28 protein-coding genes, 1 tRNA gene and 1 riboswitch are annotated in these 25,572 nt (G+C 63.0%); of the genes, 17 read left to right on the plus strand and 12 right to left on the minus strand.

What is annotated here, in order from left to right:
• The first annotated feature begins 27 nt into the window (after positions 1-27).
• Positions 28-945, plus strand: a complete 918-nt coding sequence (locus DMY87_RS04555; RefSeq protein WP_110790053.1) for a sulfite exporter TauE/SafE family protein — start codon at positions 28-30, stop codon at positions 943-945.
• A gap of 19 nt (positions 946-964) precedes the next feature.
• Positions 965-1,756, plus strand: coding sequence for a TIGR02186 family protein (locus tag DMY87_RS04560; RefSeq protein WP_425353468.1), 792 nt, complete (start codon positions 965-967; stop codon positions 1,754-1,756).
• Here the strand turns inward: DMY87_RS04560 and DMY87_RS04565 are convergent.
• Positions 1,716-2,264: a winged helix-turn-helix transcriptional regulator gene (locus DMY87_RS04565; protein ID WP_110790055.1), complete on the minus strand. Its 549-nt coding sequence runs from the start codon at positions 2,262-2,264 to the stop codon at positions 1,716-1,718. The two genes, DMY87_RS04560 and DMY87_RS04565, sit on opposite strands and share 41 nt — an antisense overlap.
• 89 nt (positions 2,265-2,353) lie before the next feature.
• Between DMY87_RS04565 and DMY87_RS04570 the strand changes: the two genes are divergently transcribed.
• Positions 2,354-2,908, plus strand: a complete 555-nt coding sequence (locus DMY87_RS04570) for a dihydrofolate reductase family protein (protein ID WP_110790056.1) — start codon at positions 2,354-2,356, stop codon at positions 2,906-2,908.
• Positions 2,909-2,918: 10 nt separating this feature from the next.
• Here DMY87_RS04570 and pdeM read toward each other — a convergent pair whose 3' ends face one another.
• The 5 genes from pdeM to DMY87_RS04595 all read right to left on the minus strand — a co-directional run bounded on the left by pdeM (position 2,919) and on the right by DMY87_RS04595 (position 8,544).
• The gene (gene pdeM / locus DMY87_RS04575; protein ID WP_245408833.1) at positions 2,919-3,605 is read right to left on the minus strand and encodes a ligase-associated DNA damage response endonuclease PdeM; all 687 of its coding nucleotides are present in this window, start codon (positions 3,603-3,605) and stop codon (positions 2,919-2,921) included.
• A gap of 89 nt (positions 3,606-3,694) precedes the next feature.
• Positions 3,695-6,202: a ligase-associated DNA damage response DEXH box helicase gene (locus DMY87_RS04580; protein ID WP_110790381.1), complete on the minus strand. Its 2,508-nt coding sequence runs from the start codon at positions 6,200-6,202 to the stop codon at positions 3,695-3,697.
• 58 nt (positions 6,203-6,260) lie between these two features.
• Positions 6,261-6,779, minus strand: coding sequence for a hypothetical protein (locus DMY87_RS04585; RefSeq protein WP_110790058.1), 519 nt, complete (start codon positions 6,777-6,779; stop codon positions 6,261-6,263).
• Between the two features lie 69 nt (positions 6,780-6,848).
• Positions 6,849-7,487: a DUF6198 family protein gene (locus tag DMY87_RS04590; RefSeq protein ID WP_110790059.1), complete on the minus strand. Its 639-nt coding sequence runs from the start codon at positions 7,485-7,487 to the stop codon at positions 6,849-6,851.
• Positions 7,488-7,605: 118 nt separating this feature from the next.
• Entirely contained in the window at positions 7,606-8,544 is a 939-nt protein-coding gene (locus DMY87_RS04595) for a class I SAM-dependent DNA methyltransferase (RefSeq protein WP_110790060.1), read from the minus strand.
• A gap of 155 nt (positions 8,545-8,699) precedes the next feature.
• On the opposite strand from DMY87_RS04595, the gene DMY87_RS04600 reads away from it, so the two are divergent.
• From DMY87_RS04600 to DMY87_RS04610, 3 genes are read left to right on the plus strand one after another with little or no spacing between them, the layout of a single operon-like run.
• Positions 8,700-8,966 carry a DUF6460 domain-containing protein gene (locus DMY87_RS04600; RefSeq protein ID WP_110790061.1) on the plus strand — a complete coding sequence of 89 codons (267 nt, stop codon included), beginning with the start codon at positions 8,700-8,702 and terminating at the stop codon, positions 8,964-8,966.
• A 6-nt stretch (positions 8,967-8,972) separates the two neighbouring features.
• Entirely contained in the window at positions 8,973-9,470 is a 498-nt protein-coding gene (locus DMY87_RS04605) for a CAP domain-containing protein (protein WP_110790062.1), read from the plus strand.
• A 35-nt stretch (positions 9,471-9,505) separates the two neighbouring features.
• On the plus strand, positions 9,506-10,849 hold the full coding sequence (locus DMY87_RS04610) for an MATE family efflux transporter (RefSeq protein ID WP_110790063.1): 1,344 nt from the start codon (positions 9,506-9,508) through the stop codon (positions 10,847-10,849).
• On the opposite strand, the gene DMY87_RS04615 is transcribed toward DMY87_RS04610, so the two are convergent.
• Entirely contained in the window at positions 10,825-11,913 is a 1,089-nt protein-coding gene (locus DMY87_RS04615; protein WP_110790064.1) for a quinone-dependent dihydroorotate dehydrogenase, read from the minus strand. The genes DMY87_RS04610 and DMY87_RS04615 overlap by 25 nt on opposite strands.
• The gene (locus DMY87_RS04620) at positions 11,913-12,269 is read right to left on the minus strand and encodes a DUF952 domain-containing protein (RefSeq protein WP_110790065.1); all 357 of its coding nucleotides are present in this window, start codon (positions 12,267-12,269) and stop codon (positions 11,913-11,915) included. Before DMY87_RS04620 ends, DMY87_RS04615 begins: the two co-directional genes overlap by 1 nt.
• Here DMY87_RS04620 and DMY87_RS04625 point away from each other — a divergent pair.
• From DMY87_RS04625 to DMY87_RS04645, 5 genes are all read left to right on the plus strand, one after another.
• Entirely contained in the window at positions 12,256-12,804 is a 549-nt protein-coding gene (locus DMY87_RS04625; RefSeq protein ID WP_425353462.1) for a hypothetical protein, read from the plus strand. The two genes, DMY87_RS04620 and DMY87_RS04625, sit on opposite strands and share 14 nt — an antisense overlap.
• A 121-nt stretch (positions 12,805-12,925) precedes the next feature.
• Positions 12,926-13,573: a response regulator gene (locus DMY87_RS04630; RefSeq protein ID WP_110790067.1), complete on the plus strand. Its 648-nt coding sequence runs from the start codon at positions 12,926-12,928 to the stop codon at positions 13,571-13,573.
• A 114-nt stretch (positions 13,574-13,687) separates the two neighbouring features.
• On the plus strand, positions 13,688-14,356 hold the full coding sequence (locus DMY87_RS04635) for a S24 family peptidase (RefSeq protein WP_110790068.1): 669 nt from the start codon (positions 13,688-13,690) through the stop codon (positions 14,354-14,356).
• 12 nt (positions 14,357-14,368) lie between these two features.
• Positions 14,369-15,091, plus strand: coding sequence for a thermonuclease family protein (locus tag DMY87_RS04640; RefSeq protein WP_110790069.1), 723 nt, complete (start codon positions 14,369-14,371; stop codon positions 15,089-15,091).
• A 124-nt stretch (positions 15,092-15,215) separates the two neighbouring features.
• Positions 15,216-15,629, plus strand: a complete 414-nt coding sequence (locus tag DMY87_RS04645) for a tellurite resistance TerB family protein (protein WP_110790070.1) — start codon at positions 15,216-15,218, stop codon at positions 15,627-15,629.
• A gap of 24 nt (positions 15,630-15,653) precedes the next feature.
• On the opposite strand, the gene DMY87_RS04650 is transcribed toward DMY87_RS04645, so the two are convergent.
• Positions 15,654-16,547 (minus strand): transporter substrate-binding domain-containing protein, encoded by an 894-nt coding sequence (locus tag DMY87_RS04650; protein ID WP_110790071.1) that lies wholly within the window; start codon positions 16,545-16,547, stop codon positions 15,654-15,656.
• 99 nt (positions 16,548-16,646) lie between these two features.
• On the opposite strand from DMY87_RS04650, the gene DMY87_RS04655 reads away from it, so the two are divergent.
• Positions 16,647-18,590, plus strand: coding sequence for a glycosyltransferase family 2 protein (locus DMY87_RS04655; RefSeq protein WP_110790072.1), 1,944 nt, complete (start codon positions 16,647-16,649; stop codon positions 18,588-18,590).
• Here DMY87_RS04655 and DMY87_RS04660 read toward each other — a convergent pair.
• The gene (locus DMY87_RS04660) at positions 18,539-20,086 is read right to left on the minus strand and encodes a VOC family protein (protein WP_110790073.1); all 1,548 of its coding nucleotides are present in this window, start codon (positions 20,084-20,086) and stop codon (positions 18,539-18,541) included. The two genes, DMY87_RS04655 and DMY87_RS04660, sit on opposite strands and share 52 nt — an antisense overlap.
• 53 nt (positions 20,087-20,139) lie before the next feature.
• Here DMY87_RS04660 and DMY87_RS04665 point away from each other — a divergent pair, with 53 nt between their 5' ends.
• Together DMY87_RS04665 and DMY87_RS04670 are read left to right on the plus strand one after the other, a co-directional pair.
• Positions 20,140-20,694, plus strand: coding sequence for an NADPH-dependent FMN reductase (locus tag DMY87_RS04665; RefSeq protein ID WP_110790074.1), 555 nt, complete (start codon positions 20,140-20,142; stop codon positions 20,692-20,694).
• Positions 20,695-20,802: 108 nt separating this feature from the next.
• Entirely contained in the window at positions 20,803-21,282 is a 480-nt protein-coding gene (locus DMY87_RS04670; RefSeq protein ID WP_110790075.1) for a hypothetical protein, read from the plus strand.
• Positions 21,283-21,336: 54 nt separating this feature from the next.
• Here the strand turns inward: DMY87_RS04670 and DMY87_RS04675 are convergent.
• Positions 21,337-21,410, minus strand: a tRNA-Gly gene (locus DMY87_RS04675).
• 71 nt (positions 21,411-21,481) lie between these two features.
• The gene (locus tag DMY87_RS04680; RefSeq protein WP_110790076.1) at positions 21,482-22,582 is read right to left on the minus strand and encodes a 2'-deoxycytidine 5'-triphosphate deaminase; all 1,101 of its coding nucleotides are present in this window, start codon (positions 22,580-22,582) and stop codon (positions 21,482-21,484) included.
• A 73-nt stretch (positions 22,583-22,655) separates the two neighbouring features.
• A riboswitch (SAM riboswitch) is annotated at positions 22,656-22,734 on the plus strand.
• Between the two features lie 49 nt (positions 22,735-22,783).
• Here DMY87_RS04680 and DMY87_RS04685 point away from each other — a divergent pair.
• The 3 genes from DMY87_RS04685 to DMY87_RS04695 all read left to right on the plus strand — a co-directional run bounded on the left by DMY87_RS04685 (position 22,784) and on the right by DMY87_RS04695 (position 25,565).
• Positions 22,784-23,962 (plus strand): O-succinylhomoserine sulfhydrylase, encoded by a 1,179-nt coding sequence (locus DMY87_RS04685; RefSeq protein WP_110790077.1) that lies wholly within the window; start codon positions 22,784-22,786, stop codon positions 23,960-23,962.
• 190 nt (positions 23,963-24,152) lie between these two features.
• Positions 24,153-24,545, plus strand: coding sequence for a Co2+/Mg2+ efflux protein ApaG (gene apaG, locus DMY87_RS04690; protein WP_110790078.1), 393 nt, complete (start codon positions 24,153-24,155; stop codon positions 24,543-24,545).
• A 75-nt stretch (positions 24,546-24,620) separates the two neighbouring features.
• Positions 24,621-25,565, plus strand: coding sequence for an MYG1 family protein (locus DMY87_RS04695; RefSeq protein ID WP_110790079.1), 945 nt, complete (start codon positions 24,621-24,623; stop codon positions 25,563-25,565).
• Positions 25,566-25,572: the final 7 nt, after the last annotated feature.

The following is a 25,572-nucleotide window of genomic DNA, read 5'->3' on the forward strand; positions in this document are numbered from 1 at the left end:
GCGGATAATCGCATTTGAGGTCCGAAGGTGACGATCTATCTGCCGATCGCCGAGTTGTCGGTCAATATCTTCATCATCCTCGGCATGGGCGCGGCTGTCGGCTTCCTCTCGGGCATGTTCGGCGTCGGCGGCGGCTTCCTGATCACGCCGCTCCTGATCTTCTACAACATCCCGCCCGTCGTCGCGGTCGCCACCGGTGCAAACCAGGTCGTCGCTTCGTCGGTGTCTGGGGCCATCACCCATTTCCGTCGCGGTTCGCTCGACATGAAGCTCGGGACCGTGCTGCTGATCGGCGGTCTTGCAGGCGCGAGTATCGGTGTGGGAATCTTCTCCTGGCTCAGACGCCTTGGCCAGCTGGATCTGATCATCTCGCTGCTCTATGTCGTCTTTCTCGGCACGGTCGGCGGGCTGATGCTGGCGGAAAGCCTGCGGGCATTGCGCCGCGCGGCGCGCAACGAGACGGCACCGCTCAAGCGACCCGGCCAGCACAACTGGGTGCACCGTCTGCCCTTCAAGATGCGGTTCAAGAAGTCGAAGATCTATCTGAGCGTCATTCCGATCCTGGCGCTGGGTTTTGCGATCGGCATCCTCACCTCGATCATGGGTGTCGGCGGCGGCTTCATCATGGTGCCGGCGATGATCTACCTCCTGCGCATCCCGACCAACGTCGTCGTCGGGACGTCGCTGTTCCAGATCATCTTCACCACGGCCTATACGACGATCGTGCAGGCGGCGACGAACTATTCGGTCGACATCGTGCTTGCCTTCATCCTGATGGTGGCGGGCGTGATCGGGGCGCAATACGGCGTGCGTGTCGGGCAAAAACTGCGTGGCGAACAGCTGCGGGCGCTGCTCGGCCTGCTGGTTCTCGCAGTCGGCGTGCGTCTTGCCATCGAACTCGTCGTGCCGCCGGAAGACATCTACTCGATTGCGATCGGGGGCTGAGCAGATGACGCGCCTCCCCATCCTTGCTTCCGCGTTTCTGCTGTCGCTGCTCTTCGCCCTTCCGGCCTCAGCGCAAGACCCGCTGGCGCTCGATTTCACCGGCAAGGAAAGCCTCGACATCGGCACCTCGACCAGTGAAATCGCGATCACGTCGGATTTCTCCGGCGCCGACCTCACCATTTTCGGGGCTCTTGCCAATACCGACCAGTTGTTGCTCGCCATCGGCCAATACGACGTGGTGGTGACCCTCGAAGGCCCCAGCGACTGGACGACGGTGCGGCGCAAGGAGCGGCTGTTCGGGATCTGGGTCAACCGCAGTTCGATGACCTTCGAGCAGATGCCGATCTCGTATTCACTGGCCAGCACGCGGCCAGTCGAGCAAATTTCTGCGGCACGCGAGCTGACGTCGCGCAACATCGGCATCGATCATCTGGCATTGACGCCGACCGGCTACATCTCCACCGCCGCCAATCTCGCGGAATTCCGCGACGCATTCCGGCGACTGAAACAGAGCCAGGGTCTTTACCAGCGCGACACGAATGGCGTGCGCTTCGTCTCGTCGAGCCTGTTTAAGGCGACGCTGCGCCTGCCCGCGAACATTCCGGACGGTGTACACATGGTGCATGCCTATCTGTTCAAATCTGGCGAATTCATTGCGGAGAAGGAACTGCCGCTGCGCGTGATCAAGACCGGTCTCGAAGAGGCGATCACGGAAGCCGCCCATGAACAGCCGCTTCTCTACGGCCTGTTCGCCGTTCTGACAGCGCTGATCACGGGTTGGCTGGCGAGCCTGGTGTTCCGGAAGGATTGAGGATCGCGGCGTCCTCCGCCATGCGCGCCTTCACCGCCAGATAGGCGGCCGTCAGGTCGGCAAGGACATCTCGGGCATTCGGCTCTCGCGCGGCCCCGAGATGGATGACCCGAAGCTCGGCCATGAAGTCTTCCCAGAGCGGCGGGCCACCCTTTTCCAGCAGTTCCGCACGGATGGACAGATCCTCGCTGACAGGCCGGTGGCGCCGCCCCCATGCGCCCATCATCGCCAACAGGGGAACCAGCTGGATCGACGCTTCCGTCAGCGAATAGACGCCCTTCTGCTTGTGCGTCGGATCGTCCCTGCGTGACAGAAGATCACAAGCGACCAGACGCTTCAGACGATCGGCGAGGATGTTGGAAGCAATGCCTTCCTCCGACTGCTGCAACAATTCGCGGAAATGCCTGCGATTGCCGAACATCACGTCCCGGATGACGATCAAGCTCCAACGATCGCCGATCACCTCCAGGGTGAGATTGATGGGACAGCCCGAGCGCTGCATCGTCATTGAGTGGCCTCCGAAACCGATTGCGTAATGCCACCAGTTGGGGTAGCAATCAACCAGTTGCAATACGCAACCGGAGCGAGGGGAAAATCATGCGGAAACTGGTGGGCTGGAACCTGATGTCGCTGGACGGGTATTTCGAGGGCGACACCCCTTGGGACCTGGCATTTCATCTTCTCGCCTGGGGCGCGGATCTGCGGAATTATGCCCTGTCTCTCGGCGAGGAGACTGACTTCATCGTCTTCGGCCGCAAGACCTATGAGGGCATGGCAGCTCACTGGCCGGACGCGACGGACGAGCTTGAGATCAAGGCCTATATGAATGCCAAGCCCAAGGGCGTCGCCACACGGACCTTGAGCGACGCATCGTGGAACAACACGCGCATCATCAAGGATGCCGTGACGGACCTGAGGCAGATGAAGGCCGAGCCAGGCAAGACCATCTTCGTGTTCGGAAGTGCCGCGCTGCAACACGATCTCCTGGAGGCGGGGCTGGTCGACGAATTGCGGGTCTGCGTGGTGCCCGTCCTGCTCGGCAAGGGGACGCCCCTGTTCAAGCCCGGTCAGGAACGGCGGCTGGCGCTGATCGCGGCAAACCCCGTCGACACCGGCGCGGTGATCCTGCGTTATTCCGTCGGTGCAGGCTGAACCCGCTGTTTCAGCCGAGCAGATTGCCGAAACGTACGGAGTAGATCCGGTCGCGGCCGAGCAGGTGGGCGATCAGGTCGGTGCGGGCGAACAGGCCGGTGAAGGCCTTGTGCCGCAGATCGAGACCGCCTGTCGTCACGCCGAAGGACGGCATCACCAGACGATTGCCATCGGTCGCAAAACACGGGCGGCGCACGGATTTTTCGCGCCGACGCACGGTGGCCGAGGGATGCAGATGTCCGGCAACCTCGCCCTTGCCATGGGCCAGTGACGGTTCGTGCCGGAAGGTGAGGCCGGCAAGCGCAATCTCATCGGCGCAGATACCGGGCAGGCCCGTCGTTCCGTCAGGATCGTGGTTGCCGTTGATCCAGATGAGATCGCGGCCGCGGGCGATCGCCAGGATCATCTCGCGGAAGGGCAAGGGCATCAGAGCCGAACCGATCCGATCATGGAAATTGTCCCCCAGGCTGATCACCGTCTTCGGCTGGTAACGCGTCACGACAGCGTCGAGGAGCCTCAGTGTTGCCTGAGTATCGTAAGGCGGCAGAAGCTGGCCGCGGCGGGCAAAGGCAGCACCTTTCTCGAGGTGCAGGTCCGAGACGACAAGCGTGTCCAAGTCCGGCAGATAAAGCGCGCCGCTCAGATCGCAGACCGCTGCAACGCCGCAGAGTGCGATCTCGGTTGCCATTTCGGCCATGTCAGGCGGCGCCAGGCGCCGTGCGGTCAAGCTCGTCATACGTCGGTCCTGCCGTTCCCGGCGTTTCGTCATGCCGGTCGCCTCCGGCGTCAGGCCATGGCCTCGGCGATCAGGTCGTCGGCCGCCATGGAGAGCACATGCTCCTGCGCATCGCCGGCCACCGGCTCCTTGCCGATTTCCAGCATCACCGGCACGGCGAGCGGCGAGATATGGTCCAGCCGCTTGTGCAGGATATGGCCCTTGATTCGCTCCAGCATATCGGCAAGTCGGGCGATGTCCAAAAGTCCTGCGGCGGCATCCTGTCGCGTCGCCTGCATCAGGATATGATCAGGCTCGTGGCTGCGCAGCACGTCATAGATCAGATCGGCCGAGACCGTCACCTGGCGGCCGGACTTTTCCTTGCCCGGATGACGTTTTTCGATCAGGCCGGCGATGACGGCGCAGGTGCGGAAGGTGCGTTTCAGCATCCAACTCTCGTCGAGCCAGGCTTCGAGGTCGTCGCCCAACATGTCCTGATCGAAGAGGTCGGACAGGCTGAGCGCGCCCCTTGCGATCCGCGAGCCCATATCCTCCAGGCCCCAGACGGCGAGTGCATAGTCCGTGGCGACGAAGCCGAGGGGCTTTGCGCCCATCCTCTCCAGGCGGCGAGTCAGCAACATGCCCAGCGTCTGGTGGGCGAGACGGCCCTCGAAGGCGTAGATGACCATGTAGAAGCGCTCGCCGCGCGGGAACGTCTCGATCAGCAGGTCGCCGCGTTTCGGCAGCACCGATTTTTCCGCCTGCAGTGACAGCCAGTCGCGGACCTGATCCGGCAGGCTGGTGCGGCGGGCGGGATCATCCAGCATGGCGCGGACCTGCTCGGCGAGATAGGTCGAAAGCGGGAACTTGCCGCCCGCATAGGCGGGGATTTTTGGATCCTGCGAGAAGGCGTTGGAGACCAGACATTCGTTGTCGCGAATGCCTTCAAACCGCAGCACCTTGCCGGCGAAAAGGAATGTGTCGCCCTGGGTCAGTTGCTCGAAGAAATATTCCTCGACCTTGCCCAGCGTCATGCCGCCCCGGCCGATCGAGCCCAGATGGTTGCGCTTCACCAGCCGGACATTCAGCATCGGCATCTCGACGATGGTGCCGAGGTTCAGGCGATATTGCTGGGCAACCTGCGGGTTCGACACACGCCAGAGGCCCTCCTTGGTCTTGCGGATACGGGCATAACGCTCATAAGTCCGAAGGGCATAACCGCCGGTCGCGACAAAATCGACGATGCGGGCAAAGGTTTCGCGCGGAAGTGCGGCATAGGGCAGTGCACTCACCACTTCGCCGTAGAGATCCTCCTCATCGAAGGGGGCCGCGCAGGCCATGCCGAGCACATGCTGGGCGAGCACATCGAGCGAGCCCTCCCCCACCGGCGGCGTGTCCTGGGCGCCAAGATAGTTGGCATCAAGCGCCGCCTGACACTCCATGACCTCGAAGCGGTTGGCCGGCACCAGAATGGCGCGCGACGGCTCATCCATGCGGTGATTGGCGCGGCCGATACGCTGCGCCAGCCGCGAGGCGCCCTTCGGCGCACCGACATGTACGACCAGATCGACATCGCCCCAGTCGATGCCGAGATCCAGCGTCGACGTCGCGACCACGGCGCGCAGCCGGTTTTCGGCCATGGCCGCCTCGACCTTGCGGCGCTGCGAGACATCAAGCGAGCCGTGATGGAGCGCGATCGGCAGGTTGTCATCGTTCACGGTCCAGAGTTCCTGGAAGAGCATTTCAGCCTGGGACCGGGTGTTGACGAAAAGCAGCGTCGTCTGGAAGTCCTTCAGCACCTTGTAGACATCGGGGATGGCATAGCGGGCGGAATGACCCGACCAGGGGATGCGCTCTTCGGTCTCAAGGATAGTGATGTTCGGCCGGGCGCCACCGACCACGGTAATCAGGCCGGCTGCGGTTTCTGCGTCCGTCCGCTGGCCAACCAGCCAGCGGCGCAGGTCCATCGGCTGGGCGACGGTGGCCGAGAGGCCGATGGTCTTGAGGCCCGGCGCCAGGCGACGCAGGCGTGCCAATCCCAGTGACAGCAGGTGGCCGCGTTTGGACGTGACCAACGAATGCAGTTCGTCGAAGATGACGTAGCGCAGATCCTTGAAGAACCTGACGGCATCGGAATGGGAAATGAGCAGCGCCAGCTGCTCCGGGGTCGTCAACAGGATATCCGGCGGGTTGGTCTTCTGGCGCTGACGCTTGGAGGCTGGGGTGTCGCCGGTGCGGTTCTCGATGGTGATCGAAAGCCCCATTTCGATGACCGGCTTCATCAGGTTGCGCTCGATGTCGACGGCGAGCGCCTTCAAGGGCGAAATGTAGAGCGTATGGATGCCGGTAAAGGCTTCTCCCGGCTTCTTAGGCCCGCGCTCGGTGAGTTCGGTCAGCGATGGCAGGAACCCAGCCAAGGTCTTGCCGGCGCCGGTGGGCGCGATCAGAAGCAGGCTTTCGCCGCCCTTGGCGCGGGACAGAAGTTCCAGCTGGTGCGCACGCGGCCGCCAACCCTTTTCGCCGAACCAGCGAAGGAAGGGGGCAGGCAATTGCGAGAGATCGGAATCAGAGGTGCTCACGGCCCCAAGGTAGTGGACGCAGGCGGAAAGAGAAGGGGATAAGGGCGCGACGGTATCGTCAGACGCCGAAACGCCGTTCCAGGGCTTCAAGCCGTTCGTTCAGATCCTCGATCGCGCGACGGTTTTGCAGATTGCCCTGCAAGGCGTTCAGGATCTCATTGTACTGGCTGCGCGCCTCGATTGCGAGTTCGCGGAGCTGCGTGGCGCAGCCTTCGGCGGTGTTTTCAAGTTCTCCGACACGGTGGAAAAGTGCGTCCAGGCGCGTGTTCACCTCAGTTCGGAACTTTGCCATCTCAGTTCTGAAAGAAATCATTTCTCCTGTCAGGGTTGCTACATCCCTTTTCAGCGTGGTCATTTCGGAGCGAACATCGTGAAAATCTCCGTGCATTTCGGACCGAAAAGCGATCATATCGTCGCGCAGCTGCATGTTTTGACGTGAGAGCTTGATGAACTCCGCATCGAAACGATGCGTCGTCTGAAGGTTGTTCGCGACGCTCTGATTGAGCATCTTCATCCCGTCAATCAAAGACGAGAGATGATTGACGAGGCTATTCTGAAACTCTCTGTCCTCTGCCATGGGCGACCTTTCACAACCTGAAGGCGAGATAAGTATACGAATATTCCCGTCTCTCCGCAATCCGGGTCTTCACCTCAGCGCGATGTAGCGGTCCGAACGATGGTTGATGGCCAGGAACAGGTTCAGCACCACGGCGCCGATGACCGAATAGAGCACCACGCCTGGGCTGACGACGGCAAAAGCGAGGGCCATGACGCAGAGGTCGAAGGCCAGCTGCACCAGGCCGGCGCGGATGCCGAAGCGATCCTGGATGTAGACAGCGAGGATGCCGAGACCGCCGAGGCTGGCGCGGTGGCGATAGAGCGCCAAGAGACCAAAGCCGAGCAGCAGTCCGCCGAGGACTGCGGCCCAAAGCGGCGCGATACTTTCGATCAAAAGGAAACGGCTTTCGATTTCGACGAGGAAAGAGGTCAGACCGACGGCGATGAAGGTCTTGATGGTAAAATCGAGCCCGACGCGGCGCAAGGACAGGATGTAGAAGGGCAGATTCAGCAGGAAGAAAAGCAGACCGAAGCTCCAGCCACTCCAGTAGTGCAGGACGAAGGCGAGTCCGGCCATGCCGCCCGTCAGAAGGCCAACCTTGGCAAGGAAATAAAGCCCGAGGGCTGCAATCAGGCTGCCGGCCACAAGGCCCTGCAGATCCTCCGCCGGGGTGTGGCGGGTGGGATTGGAATTCCAGATGCCCAGCATGCTCGTCATTTGCGCCATCACATCTCTCCGGAAAAGGTGGCCTCCCAAGCCGAAATGCTACGCGAGAATCACCGGATCGCAATAGCGATGGGTCAGGAAAGCTGACCTATCGGAGAAATCGCAAGAAAGCTGCTTTTCAAGGCCTTCTCGACGCAAGAAACAGGATGCCCAAGACCGGTTTGCCGCCATCCATGCGAATGGTCGTGCGGCGCAGGGTGATCAGTTCGAAGCCGTTTTCGGTGAGGCGCGCACGAACATGGGCTTCGCTATGGGCGTAACGCAGACTGGGCGCGAGCTGGAACCCGTCGCCCTCGCCGGCATCCTCCACCGAAAAGGCAAAAAGCGCGCCCGGTGCGGCAAGCGCCGAGGCTAGCGAAAAGGCGTTGCCGAGATCCCCCAAATACATCAACACGTCCGCCGCGGAGACGAGATCGGCGCGCGCCTGGGGCAAGTCATCGGCAAAGAGGCCGGACGCCGTGCTATCGAGCGACAAGTCCGCCTTGGCCAGAAGATCATAAAGCTGTTTTTCCTCCGCCTTGGTCAGCATGTTGACCGAGAGGTCGAAGCCTTCGAGACGGGCGGTCCGCTCACGGATTTCCGCGCCGAAGAGACCCGTGCCACAGCCGAGATCGACTGTCGTGTGAAACCGCTCGGGATGGTGCTCGGCGACCAGCGCGGCGAGCTTGCCTGGCACGGTATAGTCGAGCCGCTCGACCAACGCCTTGTCGAAGCGATCGGCATAATCATCGAACAGCGCCTCGACATAGGCGCTCGGCGGCGCGTCCGGCACCTCCTCCGCGCCGAGCAAGGCGAGCTTGAGGCGGGCGCCGAAGAGATCCTCGGCGTCGCGTTCCAGCACCTTGCGCAATGCGGCCACGGCCTTGTCCGGAACACCCGCCTTCTCGGCATAATCGGCGAGGCGCACGAGGCCCGCCGGCCAGTCGGGCGCCAGTTCCAGCGCCTGCTCCATCAGTTCGACGGCGGCCTCATGTTCGCCATTGTCGGCGAGCATGCGGGCATAATCGGCGCGACGATCGGCGATCACGTCGCCGGACGAGAATTGCGTGGGGTGCATCGGCCCGTTCCTCAAGACCTTTTCCAACGCGGGCAAGGCGCGCGGTCTTGACCGATCGGCAGAAAAAACTCAAGTCCTATCGGCAGGACCTGCCCCATCCGCTTGCATGGACTGGGCGGGTCGCCCATATCTCTGGCCAACAACAGGAGACAGGCATGGCTGACGGCATCAATCGGTTTCTCGGCGACACACCCGGCAGGACGCTGGTCAAGCTGATCGTCGTCTCGCTGATCGTCGGCTTCGTCATGGCCGTCTTCGGGCTCGAGCCGATGGACCTCATCAACGGCGTCCGTTACTTCATCATCGATCTCTGGCATACCGGCTTCGATGCGCTGGGCCGAGTGGGCCAGTATTTCCTCATCGGCGCAACTGTGGTGATCCCGGCCTTCATCATTCTGCGCCTCTTCGCATCCCGGAACTGATCGCTGATGGCCATGCCCTCCCTGCCGCGCCGGCGGCTTCTTCTCCTGTCTGCCGGCGGCTTCGCCGCCGCGATGGCCGGCTGCCGCACGACCGATGTCTTGTCTCCCTCCGACGGACAGTCGCGCGTGGAGACGACGACGGCACTCACCATGGTCAATACGCTGCGACAGTCGCGCGGTCTCTCCGCCCTCAGCCGCAATGCGCAAGCCGAGATCGCGGCGGTCGCCCAGGCGAAACGCATGGCGCGCGCCGGCAAGATGTCCCATCTGATCGGCTTCAACGACAGTTTTGCTGCGCGCATGAAGGGCCATGGTGTACCCCTGCCGGCCGCCGAGAACATCGCCGCCGGCCAGGATACGGTGCAGCGCGCGGTGCAGGCCTGGATCGATTCGAAGCGCCATCTCGACAACATGCTCGGCAACTTCAACGGCCTCGGGGTCGCCGTCGCCTGGGATTCCTCTTCCGGTAACCGCCCCTATTGGGCCATGGTACTCTCGGCCTGAGCGATTCTCCGCTCCGGTCCCTGCCGGAGCATGCGATGACCAGTCCGTCCACGCCCTTTCGAGATATCGAGGTCTCCCACCGCACCGTGCTTGCGATCGCGGTGCCGATGACGCTCGGCTTCGTCACGACGCCGCTGCTCGGGCTGACCGATACGGCCGTGGTTGGACGCTCGGGGTCTGCCGAAGCCCTGGCGGGTCTCGCAATCGCAGCAGCCCTCTTCGACCTGCTCTTTGCCAGCCTCAATTTTCTGCGCGCTTCGACGACAGCGCTGGTGGCGCAGGCGCAGGGGCGCGGTGAAGCAGATGAACTCTTTGCCGTCTTCTGGCGGTCGATCGTGCTTTCGGTCGGCTTCGGCCTGCTGATACTGCTCGTGGCGCCGATCATCATCACCGGCGGCCCGGCGCTGATGGGGGCTGCCGGGGACGTGCAGACGGCAGCGGCCACCTATATCGGCATCCGCATCCTCGCCGCCCCGATCACGCTTGCCAATTTCACCCTGCTTGGCTTCGTGCTCGGGCGGGGACTGGGCAAGGTCGGGCTCGCCCTCCAGATCGTGCTCAACGGCGTCAACATCGCCATGTCGATCCTTCTCGGTCTCACCTTCGGCTACGGCATTGCCGGGGTCGCCTGGGGCACTGTGCTCGGGGAAACGGTGGCGATGCTGGCCGGTTTCGGCTTCGTCTTCTGGCGTTACGGTAAGTCGGCCATGCCCCGGATGTCGATGCTGACCGATGGTGCCAAACTCATGGCGCTCTTCCGGCTCAACCGCGACATCCTCATCCGCACCTTCTCGCTGATCACAGCCTTTACCGCGATGACCCGCATCGGTTCCGGTTTCGGTGCCGTGACGCTCGCCGCCAATGCCGTCCTGATGAATTTCTTCATGATCGCGAGCTTCTATCTCGACGGCATGGCGACAGCCGCCGAACAGATCGTCGGCGAAGCGGTCGGCGCCCGCCACCGCCCGGCCTTCGTCAAGGCGGTGCAACTGACCGGTCTCTGGTCCTTCGGTCTTGCGATCGCCAGCCTCGGCTTCTTCCTCGCCTTCGGCGACGCCATCGTCGGCTTCATCACCACCGCCGGCGATGTGCGGGCGGTGGCGCAAACCTATCTGCTCTATGCCGCTCTGACGGCGCTCACCGGGGCGCTGGCCTTCCAGATGGATGGCGTCTTCATCGGCGCGACCTGGTCGTCCGAGATGCGCAACATGATGATCCTGGCGCTTCTTGGCTATCTCGCAAGCGTGGCCGTGCTCGTGCCTCTCCTCGGCAATCACGGGTTATGGATCGCGCTCAACATGTTCCTGGCGCTGCGCGGCCTGCTGCTTCTGTCGCGCCTGAAGGCAAAGACCGATCAGACCTTTGCCGACAACCAGTGATCGAGCCGCGTGTCGCGCAGGTCGCGGATGTTTGACACCCCCTCGCGGTCCAGGAGGGTCGAGAGGCCCTTGACGATGCGGCCGGGCAAAGCCGGGCCCTCATAGACCATGCAGGAATAGAGCTGCACCAGGTCTGCACCGGCGCGGATCTTTTCGAGCGCGGTTTGCGCCGACGACACGCCGCCGACCCCGATGATCGGCAGGGCCGGGCCGACCCGCTTGCGCATGCGTGCCAGCACCGCCGTCGACTTGTCGAAGAGCGGCGCGCCGGACAGGCCCCCCGCCTCGTCGGCATGGGTGCGGTCGGAGAGACCATCACGCGACAGCGTGGTGTTGGAGACGATCAGGCCGTCGAGATCATGGGCGAGCGCCACTTCCGCGATATCGTCCAAACCTTCCTCTGTGAGATCAGGCGCGATCTTCAGGAAGACCGGCAGGCGTTTGCCGGCCCGGATCGCCTCCTCCTTGCGGGCGGCCAGCACGGCGGAGAGGAGCGCATCCAGGCTTTCCTTCGCCTGCAGGTCACGCAGGCCCGGCGTGTTGGGCGAGGAGATGTTCGCGGTGAAATAGCTCGCCACGGAATAGAAGCGGCGGATGCCGGCGACATAATCCGCAATCCTGTCCGGCGCATCCTTGTTGGCACCGATATTGACGCCGACGACGCCGGGGCGGTTGCCACGGGCCAACAGGCGGTTGAGCGCCGCCTCATGGCCCTCATTGTTGAAGCCGAGGCGGTTGATCACCGCGCGGTCGCGTTCCAGCCGGAAGATGCGCGGCTTCGGATTGCCCGACTGCGCCTTCGGGGTCAGCGTTCCCACTTCGGCAAAACCGAAGCCGAGCCCGAGCAGCGCATCCGGCACCTCGGCATTCTTGTCGTAACCGGCGGCCATGCCGAGCGGGTTTTCAAACCGGAGACCTGCCACGGTCTGGGCAAGGCGTGGATCGGCGGGGGCTCTGCAGGCGGGCACGAGGCCCGTCTTGAGGGCCGCGACCGAAAGTCCGTGCGCGGTTTCGGCATCAAAGAGGAACAGGCCCCGTCGGCCGAGCGAAAACAGATCGAGCATCAGGGCACCTCATCAAAATCAGCAGGGAAGACATGGGTGCCATCCGGCCCCAGCGGCAGCGGCTTTTCCCAGATCACGGCATCGAGCGGCAGGTCGGCAAAGAGATGCGGGAAGAGATCGCCGCCGCGCGACGGCTCCCATTTCAAGGCCTCGCCGAAGACAGCCGCATCCACTGCCACCAGAAGGAGATCCGTCTCGCCGGAAAAGTGCAGCCGCGCGGTCTCAACGGCCTGGGCGGCGGTGGAAAAATGGATATAGCCATCCTTGCGGTCGATCGGCGCGCCCTGGAAAACACCCTGCTTGCGGGCCTCCTGCCATAATTCTTGCGGCACGATCTTGTATATGGTCTTCACCACGGTCCGGCTCCTCGCAGATGATCAGGCGTCGGGCTGCGGTTTGCCGCAAACCGCGCCAAATGTCCACGCTACAGGACTGTCGGATCAAGAGGAGGTGACGATGTGTGACTTGAAACCAGCGGGACTGCTGATCGCGCTCGCATGCCTCATTGCCCCGGCATTGCCGCAACTCGCCGCCGCGCAAGACGGCGCGAACGATCGCTACACACTGGAAAGATCGGAAAACGGCTTCGTCCGGCTGGACCGTCAGACCGGCGCCGTGACACTCTGCACCGAGGCTGAGGGCACCTTGACCTGCCGCATGGGCGCCGACGAGCGCGCGGCCTATGACGCGGATCTCGCCCGGCTTGAAAAACGCGTTGAGACCCTGGAACGGCAGCTGGCTTCCGGGCGTCCGGCGGCGGCAGCCCCGCTTCCGAGCGACGCCGAGATCGACCGCTCCATCGGCATCATGGAGCGTTTCATGCGCGCCTTTTTCAACCTCGTGCAGGAATTCCGCGATGACGAGGCCAAACCCACACCCGACCGGACATGAAACTTCTGCGCGTCCAAAGGGGCAATCTGCGCACAACCATTGTCTAGTGGGCCTGCAAGCGCTAAAAGATGAAGACGCGATCACGCGCACTTTGACATCGCTCTTGGGAGGGGGCTTTGACATGGCTGCATCGACCTTCATCATCGCCGACGATCATCCGCTCTTTCGTGGCGCTCTGCGTCAGGCCGTGACCGGCATCGACGGACCCCAGACCATTATCGAGGCCGGCGATTTCGAAGCCGCGCGCAAGGCAGCGGCCAGCCATCCGGATGCCGACCTGATGTTGCTCGACCTCGCCATGCCGGGTGTCTCCGGCTTTTCCGGTCTGATGTCGCTCAGGGCCGAATTCGCAAGCCTGCCGCTGGTCATCGTGTCCGCCACCGACGATCCGGTCACCATTCGCCGGGCGCTCGAACTCGGGGCCTCCGGCTTCATCTCGAAGTCGGCCGGCATCGAGGATATCCGCGCCGGCATCCAGTCGGTCCTGGAAGGCGATATCGCCACACCCGCCAGCTATACCGGCGGGCAGGAAACAGACCCAGATGTCGCCGACCTGATCAACCGATTGCGCACGCTCACCCCGCAGCAGAGCCGCGTTCTCGGCATGCTGGGTGAAGGCCTGCTGAACAAGCAGATCGCCTATGAACTCGGCGTCTCGGAAGCGACGATCAAGGCACATGTCTCGGCCATCCTGCTGAAGCTCAAGGTGGACAGCCGCACCCAGGCGGTGATCCAGCTCGGCAAGATCAATATGGCGATGGTCGCCTGAGCGGATTAGAGGATTTTATTCCTTTTCGCTTTACTCGACGGGCGTGCTCCATTATGGTTCTGCCGACTGCCGGACGGGATCATCCGATCTCTCGGCGCCGGGTGGGGCGCGAAAATGCTTTCGCATGACAGCATATGGGCCGCGATTGACAGGCTGGCGGAGCAGCACGCGCTGACGCCTTCCGGTCTCGCACGCCGTGCCGGCCTCGATCCCACCTCCTTCAACAAGTCCAAGCGCGTCGGCGCCGATGGCCGCATGCGCTGGCCGTCAACCGAATCCATCTCCAAAGTGCTGGAGGCGACGGGCGCCAGCCTCGACCAGTTCATGCGCTATGTGTCGCCTGATGGCCTGCGCGGAAACCAGTTGCCGGAGGGGTCCTTCCCGCCGCAGGCAAGCTCCATCCCGCTGCTCGGCATGGCGCAAGCGGGCGCAGGCGGCTTTTTCGACGATGGCGGCTTTCCGGCCGGTCAGGGCTGGGATCTCGTCGAGTTTCCGGCAGCACCCGGCCGCAACAACGGGGTCTACGCACTCGAAGTCCAGGGCGAGAGCATGAAACCGCTCTACCGGGACGGCGACATCCTGATCGTCGAGCCGGGTGCGCAGGTCAGGCGTGGTGACCGCGTCGTGGTGAAGACCCGCGAAGGCGAGGTCATGGCCAAGATCCTCGCCCGTCAGAGTGCCAAGACCATCGAGTTGCAATCCCTCAATCCGGAACACCCGCCGCGCAGCCTCGAGATGAGCGATGTGGAATGGGTGGCGCGGATCATCTGGGCGAGCCAGTAGGAATTCGAACCTATGCGACGGACCGTCACCTTCATCGCGGGCGTGATCGGGCTCCTTGTCTGGGGCTTTCTCGTCGTGACTGCCGGCCAGAGTTTCCGCGAAGATCCCGTTGATTACGACATGCAGGATCTCGACGTGCCGGACCCTGCCGAACTCGACCTGCCGGATGTGAGCGCGGCGCCTGAGGCCTCCACGGACCCTGCCGTCACGGCTGCAGCGCTCCAGACCCCGCGTCGGGTGCGCGCCATAGAGCCACAGCAATTCGCGTCGCCGGCCTATTCCGACACCGGCGACCTCCAGCGGGTTGCGGCCCGGGCGCCGCTGGCCGATCCGCCGAAGCGGGCGAAGGCCAAGGTGGTTCTGCTGCACCGTCCGACGAGCCTGCAGGCCGGCGTCATCGGCTTCGGCCAGACACAGACCGTGCGGCTGGTCGACATCTCGGCAACCGCGCTGGAGCGAACCTGCCCGGATGCCAGCGATGGCCGCTGGGCCTGCGGGGTGATGGCCCGCACGCAGCAGCGCCTTTTCATCCGCAACCGCTCTCTTGCCTGCGAGACGGCCAGCGCCGCCTGGCAGGGCGAAATCCGCACACGCTGCTGGATCGGCCTGCAGGATGTCTCCGCCTGGCTCGCCAAGCAGGGCTGGGCCGAAGCCGAGCCGAAATCCTCGCTCTTTCCACTGACGGAACTTGCGCGCGCGGAAAGACGCGGGCTTTTTGGTGATGCCGTGCGCTAGACGTGAGTGTATGATTGCCGCGTCACCTCGCCACCCAGCCGGATCGCCATGAAAGAACCGTCCTTCGCTTGAAACGCGGGACCGCACTTCCTACTCTTTCGCGAGCAACAGGAACAAGACACCCATGACCAACCACGTTTCGCCGCAGGAAGCCCTGATCTTCGTCATGGTGATGGCCTCTGCGGTCGACAATGCCATGGCCGAAACCGAACTCGTGCGGATCGGCCAGCTGATCGACATCCTGCCGGTTTTCGACGACTTCGAGAAAGAGGACCTGCTCGAAGTCTCACAACGCTGTGCGAAGATCCTGGCTGGCCCCGAAGGCCTGGACATTGCGCTGGAAACGATCCGCGACGCGCTGCCGGAATGGCTGCACGAGACGGCCTACGCGCTGGCCGTTGAAATCGTTGCGGTCGACCTTTCGGTCAAGCGGGAGGAACTTCGCCTGCTGCAACTGCTGCGCGATCGCTTCGGCCTCGACAAGCTGACCTGTGCGGCACTGGAGCGCAGTGCATCGGCCCGTTACCGTCGGTCCTGATCCGCTTATCCGCGTCCGGCGCTCTCAGTAGAGCCCGGCCGGGAAATAGCGCAGATAGATTTCTTCCAGGCGCCCGTTCTTCGAGAGCATGGCCAGCGCACTTTCCAGCGCTGCGGCCAGGCTTTGATCCTTGCCGGCGACCATCACGGTCATGCCTTCGCCAAGATGGCTTTCCGAAAGATAGGCGCCACCGAGAAAGGCGCAGCAATTGCTGGCGGCCGGGCTCTGCATCCAGAAGGACGACTGCAGCGCGTCGGCAAAGACGGCATCGATGCGTTTGTCTGTCAGCGCCTGCATCAGGCTGTCACGATCCTTGAACGGCACCGCGCGGATATCGGGAAAGAAGGCCTTCAGCATTGCGGCATGGGCCGTATTCTCCACCACGCCGACCGGCCGTCCGAACAGGCTCTCGGCGTCGGGCCGGGCAAGCTTCCTGTCGCGCGCGACGAGAAAACGGGCCGGCAGCAGCAGGTAGGGCCTGGTGAACCGGAAGCGCTTGCGCAGTTCCGGCGTTACCGCGACGCCGGCCAGCACGGCCTCGCCCTGCCCCGCATCCAGCGCATCTGCCAGCTGTTCATACGGCAAGGCCTGGATCTGGCAGCGTGCCTGCATGGAGAGCTCCTCGCAGATCGCCCGCGCGAGATCGATATGGAAACCGGAGAGGCGGTCGGCCTGGTCGGTGAAGTTGAAGGGCGGAAAATCCGTCGTCGTCAGAAACCGCAGACGCAGCATGCCGCTGATATCCGGCCGCACCAGCCGTTCGCGCGCATCGAAGAGCACGGGCAGGTCTGCGGGCTGGCCCGCAGTCTCCGCCTGGGCTCCAGCCGGAACCGGTGCCAGCAGGGGCAGGACGAGAGCAAAGGCCGCGATCCGCCGGCACAACCCCGCAAAATCTAGGGATGTAACTTTAACGCGCATCTCTATCATCTTCTACCGGGCAAGTGGGGGCGTCGTCGTGATCCGGTGACGTGTATCAGGTTGGTGTGGACGAGGGAATACGGCCCGAGGCTTGTTGCCATGCGCCGTCCGTCAGCATTGCGTAACGACAGGCCAGGAGAGCGCGGACCTCTCGGACCTGACACCACGGCGTCTCTGCGGGAAGAAGCCCGTCTGCTGCACACGCTCGGCATCTCGAAACCGCTCATGGCGCGCATGGCACGCACCGCCATGCAACGCGGAACGACGATCGAGCAGGAACTGCTGTCGAGCGGCGAGATCGAAGAGGACGCCTATTTTGCCGGGCTCGCACGCATGTACGGCCTCCCCTTCCTGGCCGAAATCCCAGCAGAACTCGTCGACGACCACCGCGCCATCGACAGCCAGCTGACAGAGCCGCGCATGCTGCGGCTGCACTACCCCGATCGTCCACCGGTGATGGCGCTTGTGCCGACCATTACCCAGATCGAGAGCATGAATGCCCGGCTGAAACGCAGCGGCAACCTGGCTGAGGCCTGCGTAACCACCACGCCTTCTGCGATCCGGCGCGCGGTGTGGCAGGTCGGCGAAGAACGGCGGGCGCATCACGCCGTACACCAACTTTTCGAGACGGCGCGGCCGCTGTCGGCACGCCTCGTCGTCACCGGCGATCAGGGCTTCCTCGCGGGCCTCTTTCTCAGCGTGGTGACGCTTGCGGCAACCATCGCGCCCTATCTCAGCCTGAGCCTTGCGCATTTCCTGGTCTCGGCCTTTCATCTCGGCGGCCTTTTCCTCCGCCTTTTCGTGGTTGCCTATGGTCAAAACCAACCCGTGCGAAAGCTGGCATTCGAGGGAGATGCGGGGGCTGTGCCGATCTATACCGTCATGGTCGCGATCTATCGCGAAGCTGCCGTCGTGCCGCAATTGCTGGCGGCGCTCGATGCCCTCGACTGGCCTAAAAGTCGGCTCGACATCAAGCTGGTTTGCGAAGCGGATGATGCGGAGACGCTGGCCGCCATCCGCGCGGCTGGGCCCGGCCCCCATATCGAGGTGATCGCGGTGCCCTCCATGGCACCCCGGACCAAACCGAAGGCGCTGACCTATGCGCTTGCAGGCGCGCGCGGCAGCTTCGTCACCATCTACGACGCAGAAGATCGGCCGCATCCGCAACAGCTGCGCGAAGCCTATCACGGTTTTTGCATGGGTCCGCCGGACCTGGTGTGCCTGCAGGCGCCGCTGGTCATTGCCAATGCCGGCGAAAGCTGGGTCAGCGCCATCTTCGCGCTGGAATATTCCGCGCTGTTCCGACGCCTTTTGCCCGCGCTCGGCTTTCACCGCATGCCGCTGCCGCTGGGCGGGACATCCAACCATTTCCGCGCCCAGGCACTGATCGAAAGCGGCGGCTGGGATCCGTACAATGTCACCGAGGATGCCGATCTCGGCATGCGGCTCTACCGCATGGGCTACCGCGCCGCGACCCTGACGCTGCCGACGTTCGAGGACGCGCCGGTGAATTTCCGGGTCTGGCTTGGGCAGAGGACGCGCTGGTACAAGGGCTGGCTGCAGACCTGGCTGGTGATGATGCGTCAACCGATCCGGACCTGCCGGGAGATGGGCTGGCTCTCCTTCCTGGTTTCGCAGCTGCTCGTCGGCGGCATGCTGGTGGCGGCACTCAGCCATCCCGGCATGCTGATCTTCGTCACGCTGTCGATCCTGTCCCTGATGCAGATCCCGGCGCCCCAGCCTGGCGTCTTCACCTCGATGATGCTGGGCATCGACATCTTCAACATCATCGGCAGCTATGCCGTCTTCTTCGCGCTTGGCGCGACCCCGATGACCGACCGGGAGAAACACGGCATGGGTTGGAAGTGGGCGATGATCCCCGTCTACTGGATGGGCGTGTCGCTCGCCGCCTGGAAGGCCGTGATCGAGCTTCGGTTGCGCCCCTTCTACTGGAACAAGACCCCGCACAGCCCGAGCCGGGTGGTCATCGATCAGCGGAGAAATTCTCTCGCCACGGCCACGTCCTCGTCCGAAAGCGCGTGACCGGCGGCCACGCGCTTGTAGCTGACATCGGCGCCTGCCCGCATCAGGCGCTCGGAGAGCTGCTCGGAATGCCCAAGATAGGGGTCTTGATCACCGGCAACGATCAGCACGTCGGCTCCCGCCAGATTGCTTGCGGGCTCCGGCTCGAGCACCGCCATCGGTCGGAGGAGGACTGCGCGGTGAACCAGACCCGGATGAAGCTCCATGGCCGCCGCCAGCAGGTTCGCGCCGTTCGAATAGCCGAGAAAGGCTGTCTTCCCTGACGCCAGACCGTAAGCGTGCCCGGCCTGTTCGAGGAAGCCGGCAAAGGCTTCCGCTTCGGCACGGATGTCCGCCTGGTCGAACTGCATCGGCCCGAAGCGCCGGAAGAAACGCGCGACGCCTTCTTCGGTCGCGCGGCCGCGCAGTCCGATCAGCGTCGCTGCGGGCAGGATCTTGCGGCCGAGCGGCAGAAGGCTCGCCTCATTGCCGCCCGCTCCGTGCAGCAGGACCAGCGTCGATCCATCCGGAACCTCCGCTTCGTGGATGCGGTGCACGAAGGGCAGGTCGCGGTAGAGGATGCGCGGTTCGCCGGGCAGGCCGAACTGCGGCAGCATGGGTACGATGTCCTCACGGCGCAGGCTAAAATGCTCGGGAATGAAGAGAGTGGTTCCCAGCGTTTCCAGCGGTTCGTCCGCGGCAAAACCCGGACCGTCATCGGTCGCCAGTTCGATCAGGCCTCCGGCCGGCTCGCGCACATAGAGCGAATAGAAATATTTGCGGTCATGCACATTGACCGCATCGATCCCCTCGACCGCCAACGCCTTGACCTCACCATTGACGGCGGCGACGTCGGGCAGGCGGAGCGCCACATGGTCGATGGCGCCGGTGCCGGGGGCCGCCGGCCAGAAGCCGGTCGCATCTCTGACGTCGAGGATCTGGCCGCTCTGCGATGTCATGCGGGTAATGCTGCCGGCCGTTTCAGCGGCCGTGAACCTGCCATGGCGGGTCAGAAAACCGGCGGTCTCCGCCGGATGCTCGGACAGAAGCGTCGCGCCGCGCAAGGCGAGGATCGCGTCCTCAACCTCGATGCCGCGTACGCCCCAAGGCGCGCCGCCCCTGACCGTTTCAGTCCCAACCAGCTTGATGATGATGCCGTCGGGATCCTTCAGCCGCAATACCGGCTCGCCGAACTCCATGGCCGGCCCTTCCGTTCCGATTCCCGATTGCAACGCCCGGGTCAGCCAAAAACCGATCGCCTGCGGGCGGATGGCAAAGGCGATTTCGCTTGCAGCGCCATGCCCGACGCGGCCCGGAGAGCCGTCTTCCCAGGCAAGGAAGGAGACAAGCGAACCGGGGCTCGCCACCGCATCGCCGTAGAACAGATGCAGTTGGGCCGCATCCTCGAAGCCGCCGGTGCGCTTGACGAGGCGCAGGCCCAGGAAACCGCAATAGAAATCGACATTGGCCTGGATCTTTCGGGTGATCGCCGTGATGTGGTGCAGGCCGCTGGTCATGTTCGTCTCCCTGTTCTACCCTCCCTTACAACAAATCGAGACGAGGAAAAGACATGGCAAAACTGCTCGGCATTTCGGGAAGCCTGCGCAAGGGCTCGCTCAACACGGCGCTCATGAAGGCCGCAACAGAGATCAAGGGCGAGGGTTACACGCTGGAGGCCGCCACCATCCACGGCATTCCGCTCTATGACGGTGATCTTGAAGAATCTGAGGGCATTCCGGCCGCCGTAGCTGCCCTCAAGGACAAGATCATCGCCGCCGACGGCGTGATCCTGTTCACCCCCGAATACAACAACGGCATTCCCGGCACCTTCAAGAACGCCATCGACTGGCTGTCCCGCCCCTCCTCGGACATGGCAAAAGTCTTCGGCGGCAAAGCCTTCGCGCTGACAGGCGCCTCGCCCGGCAATTTCGGCACGCTGCTCAGCCAGAACGCCTGGCTCAGCGTCTTGCACACGCTCGGCTGCCGGGTGTTTTCGGAAAAGCGGCTGATGGTGTCACGGGCGCATACGCTGTTCGATGCAGACGGCAAGCTCACGGATGAGGCCACGGCCAAGCGGCTGGGGGACTTGCTGGCGGCGTTTGGGCGGTTTGCGGGGGAGAAGTGAAGGAGAATTGGAGCGGGCAGAACCCTATTATCCAGCTTGGGAGCTAGATCTAAATGGACTTTATCAGGAAAATTTGAACCCCAATGTTTTCATGCAGGAGTGTAGCGAGTGCCGAAGCCATTAAAACGATTGGATGATGCTGAATATTTTCAACTGATAGCGACAGCAGATCCGTTTGAAGCTATTATAAAATCTGCGATCGCAATCGAAGTCGAGATGGAAGAATTATTTCGGCTCGCCTTTATCGACCCTGACGCGTTGGTAAAAATGAAAATGACCTACGATCAAAAGGTCATGCTGATGATCGCGCTCGGACTCCAACCGAGATTCATCACTCCGCTTCGAGCAATGGCGCGGCTACGAAATCGTTTCGCGCACACGCTCGACGCAGAATTCGCGTCTCATGACGCTGACAACTTCTACTCCTGCTTCTCAAAAGAGGACCAGGAAATAATCGCCCGAACGCTCGAAAAGGGAAGCTCAGGCGCATTTCAATCTTTTGATGCTCGCGACCGATTGAGCATCTGCGTCGTTACATTGCGGGCCGCCGTCATTGCGGCCCAGAAAGAGGTAAAACAGCGGCTGTAGCGGAATTGGCATCGAAGTGTTTGGAACGCCCTACCTGAGAGATAGGTAACAGGCTGGAGCGGGTGAAGGGAATCGAACCCTCGTATTCAGCTTGGGAAGCTGCTGCTCTACCATTGAGCTACACCCGCGACGGGGATGAGAAATCCACCAGTTCGCCGCCGGTGTCAAGCGCCGGCGGCTGGCTTTGCCGGAGCCTTCACTACTCCGGCAGGCGGAAATGCTTCGACAGCTTCAGGCCCTGGGCCTGGTAGTTGGAGCCGAGGCCCGTGCCGTAAAGGCCCTCCGGGCGTTCCTGCATGTGCTCGTAGACGAGGCGGCCGATGACCTGGCCGTGTTCGAGGATGAAGGGCACTTCGTGGCTTCTGACTTCCAGCACGGCGCGGCTGCCGGAGCCACCGGCCGGCGCGTGGCCGAAGCCGGGGTCGAAGAAACCGGCGTAATGGACGCGGAATTCGCCGACCAGCGGGTCATAGGGCGTCATTTCGGCAGCATAAAGCGGCGGCACATGCACCGCCTCGTTCGACACGAGGATGTAGAATTCATCGGGGTCGAGGATCAGTTCGTCGCGGCCGCGGCTGTAGAGCGGCTCCCAGAAATCCAGCACCTCGTGGGCGCCCTTGCGGTCGACATCGATGACCGAGGTGTGGTGCTTGCCGCGATAGCCGATCAGGCCTTGCGGGCCGGAGCCCTTCAGGTCGATCGACAGCGCAATGCCGCCGCCAGAGACGTTCGGCATGTCGCTCGCGACCAGGGTCTCTGTCTTGTGCAGATCGACCAGTTCCGTTTCACCCAGCAGTGCATGGCCGACGCGGAAGCGGATCTGCGACAGGCGCGAACCTCGGCGCACGATGATCGGGAAGGTGCGCGGGGAGATTTCGAGATAGAGCTGGCCCTTGTAACCGGCCGGCACCTTGTCGAATTCCTGGGCGTAATCGACCATCACGCGGGTGAAGATGTCGAGGCGGCCGGTCGAGCTTTTGGGGTTCGCAGAGGCGGAGATCTCCGCCGGCAGATCGAGGCTCTCCATCAGCGGCACGATATAGACGCAGCCGGTCTCAAGCACCGCCCCGTTTTCGAGGTCGATCTCGTGCAGGGTCAGCCGTTCCAGCTTCTCGGCCACCGTGTGGCCCCGGCCCGGCATGAAGCTCGCGCGCACGCGGATTGCCTTGCCGCCCAACCGCAGGTCCAGGCTCGCCGGCTGGATCTGGTCGTGGTCGAGCATGGCTTCGCTTTTCAGCTGGCCCTCACCGAACAAGGCGCCGATGGCACGGTCCGCCAGAATGCCGGATTTACTGGTCATTTTCTCTATCCTGTTTGGGCTCGACAAAACCAAAGCCCGCCAATTGACGCAAGGGCCGCGAAGGCGTAAGGCAGCCTTATCCCGTGGTGATTTGGCCGGTCGGCTTGCAGCCACGTTAAACAAGTGGCTAAATAGACCGGGTTACTTGTAAACCGGTCCGTTTTTCGCGACCGGTTTTTTTGTGTTCGAAAAGGCAACGGCATGAGCAAGAACTGGCGCCCGGCAACCCAACTCGTCCATGGCGGCACGTTGCGGTCTCCCTTCGGCGAAACCTCCGAAGCTATCTTCCTGACCCAGGGTTTCGTCTATGAAACCTCGGAAGCGGCGGAAGCCCGCTTCAAGGGGGAGAACGACGGCTATATCTACGCCCGTTACGGCAGCCCGACCAACGACATGTTCGAAAAGCGCATGTGCCTGCTGGAAGGTGCCGAGGATGCCCGCGCCATGGCGTCGGGCATGGCCGCCGTTGCCGCAGCCGTTCTCTGCCAGGTGAAGGCCGGCGACCATATCGTTGCCGCCCGCGCCCTGTTCGGCTCGTGTCGCTATGTCGTCGAGACGCTCGCGCCGCGCTACGGCGTCGAATGCACGCTGGTCGATGGACGCAACCTTGCCAATTGGGAAGCCGCCATCCGGCCGAACACCAAGGTCATGTTCCTCGAAAGCCCGACGAACCCGACGCTTGAGGTGGTCGACATCGCCGGTGTGGCCAAGCTCGCCAACCAGGTCGGCGCCAAGCTGATCGTCGACAACGTGTTTGCGACCCCGCTCTTCCAGAAGCCGCTGGAACTCGGCGCCCATGTCGTCGTCTATTCCGCGACCAAACATATCGACGGCCAGGGCCGCTGCCTCGGCGGCGTCGTTCTGTCGTCCAAGGAATGGATCGACGAGAACCTGCACGATTATTTCCGCCACACCGGCCCGGCCATGTCGCCGTTCAATGCCTGGACGCTTCTGAAGGGCATCGAAACGCTGCCGCTGCGCGTCAAGCAGCAGACGGCGAATGCCGCCGCGATCGCCGATATGCTCGCCGAGCAGACGGCCGTTGCCAAGGTGATCTATCCCGGCCGCGCCGACCATCCGCAGGCCGATATCATCGCCAAGCAGATGACCGGAGGCTCGACGCTGGTCTGCTTCGAGCTGAAAGGCGGCAAGGACGCGGCCTTCAAGCTGCAGAACGCGCTCGAAGTGATCAAGATCTCCAACAATCTCGGCGACGCGAAGAGCCTGATCACCCATCCGGCAACGACGACGCACAAGAATCTCACCGACGAGGCGCGTGCGGAACTCGGAATCTCCGGTGGGACCGTGCGCCTGTCCTGCGGCATCGAGGACACCGACGACCTGCTGGAAGATTTTGCCAAGGCCCTGAAAGGGCTCTGATTTTACCGCAGAAATGCATCAAATCCAAAAATATTCAGCCGCAGCCCATGCTGCGGCTGGTCAATCGGCCTTGACGCACACAGTTGCGTCGTTATCCCATGCCATGGTCACAAACATCTTGCCGGTGCGTCTTGCCGGCGTCGATGTTTCATGTCGTCATGAACGCAGGCAGATATCGCAAGGTCCAGGCATGTATCGCGCACTGACACGGGACATCGAGGTTCAGGTCGAACCTTACTATCTCGAGGAACAGTCCGACCCGGATGACAGCCGCTATGTCTGGGGCTACCGGATCGTGATCTCCAACCATTCGGCTTCCACCGTGCGCCTGACCCATCGCTATTGGCATATCACCGACCAGAACGGCCAGGTTGACGAGGTCAGCGGTCCGGGCGTGGTGGGAGAGCAACCCCGGCTCGACCCCGGCGACAGTTACGAATATTCCTCAGGCTGTCCGCTCGATACGCCCTCGGGCATGATGTACGGCACCTACCGGATGGAAACCGACGACGGCGAAGCGTTTGACGTCGATATCCCGGCCTTTTCTCTTGATAGCCCTGGCATGCAGCGCACGCTGAACTAGATCGGGTTGAGTTCGGTCGCGGCTGACGCTATCAGACTGAACACTCGCCCTGTTTAGCAAAAGGTAAATCCCGGCATGAGGCCAGATTATCTCGTCACCCACAGCGGTGGCTTCCATGCCGACGAACTCCTGTCCAGTGTCATCCTCACGCGGCTTTTCCCGCAGGCACGCATCGTGCGCAGCCGGGCGCCGGAATGGATCACCCCCGGAGCCGACCGCATCATCTACGACGTCGGCGGGCTCTATGATGCGGAAGCGCAAATCTTCGATCACCACCAGCGCGGCGCGCCCTTGCGTGACGATGGCCAGCCCTACAGCTCCTTCGGCCTGGTGTGGAAACATCATGGCCGCGCCTATCTCGCGGCTCTCGGGATTCCCGAGCGGGATATCGATGTGATCCATCAGGGTTTCGACCAGAAGTTCGTGCTGCCGGTCGACCTGATGGACAATGGCGCGCTCAACCCGGCGAGTGCCGGCCCGCTTGCAGGCCTCACACTTCCGAGCCTCCTCGAAACGCTGAAGCCGGTCTTCGATGACCGGGATGACGGTGCCGAGGATCGCAGCTTCCATGCAGCGCTCGCCATTGCACGGAGCCTGGTCGAAGCGGGTATTGCCCAGCGTGCCGCCAAATGCCGCGCGGAAGCGCTGGTGACTGCGGCGATCGCCGAGACCGGCGACCGGCGCGTCCTGGAACTGCCCTTCGGCATGCCGTTCCGCCCGGCGATCGTCAAGTCAGGGGCCGAGCATCTGCTCTTTGTGGTCCACCCGAGAGACAAAGACTGGTGCATCACCGGCATCCGGCGCACGGACGAGGGCTTTGAACTCCGGGCCAATCTTCCCGCGGCCTGGGCCGGTCTGATCAATGGCGATCTGGAAGCCGTCTGCGGCGTCAAGGGCGCCACCTTCTGCCACAATGGCCGCTTCATCGCTGCCGCCACGTCCCGCGAGGCCATTCTCGTCATGGCGGATCTGGCCGTCGAGGCAGCCCTTGCGGATGCGTCTGCCGCCGCACCGGCCTGACAGTCCA

The sequence above is a fragment of the Peteryoungia wuzhouensis genome, from assembly GCF_003205195.1.
Taxonomy (GTDB): Bacteria; Pseudomonadota; Alphaproteobacteria; order Rhizobiales; family Rhizobiaceae; genus Allorhizobium; species Allorhizobium wuzhouense.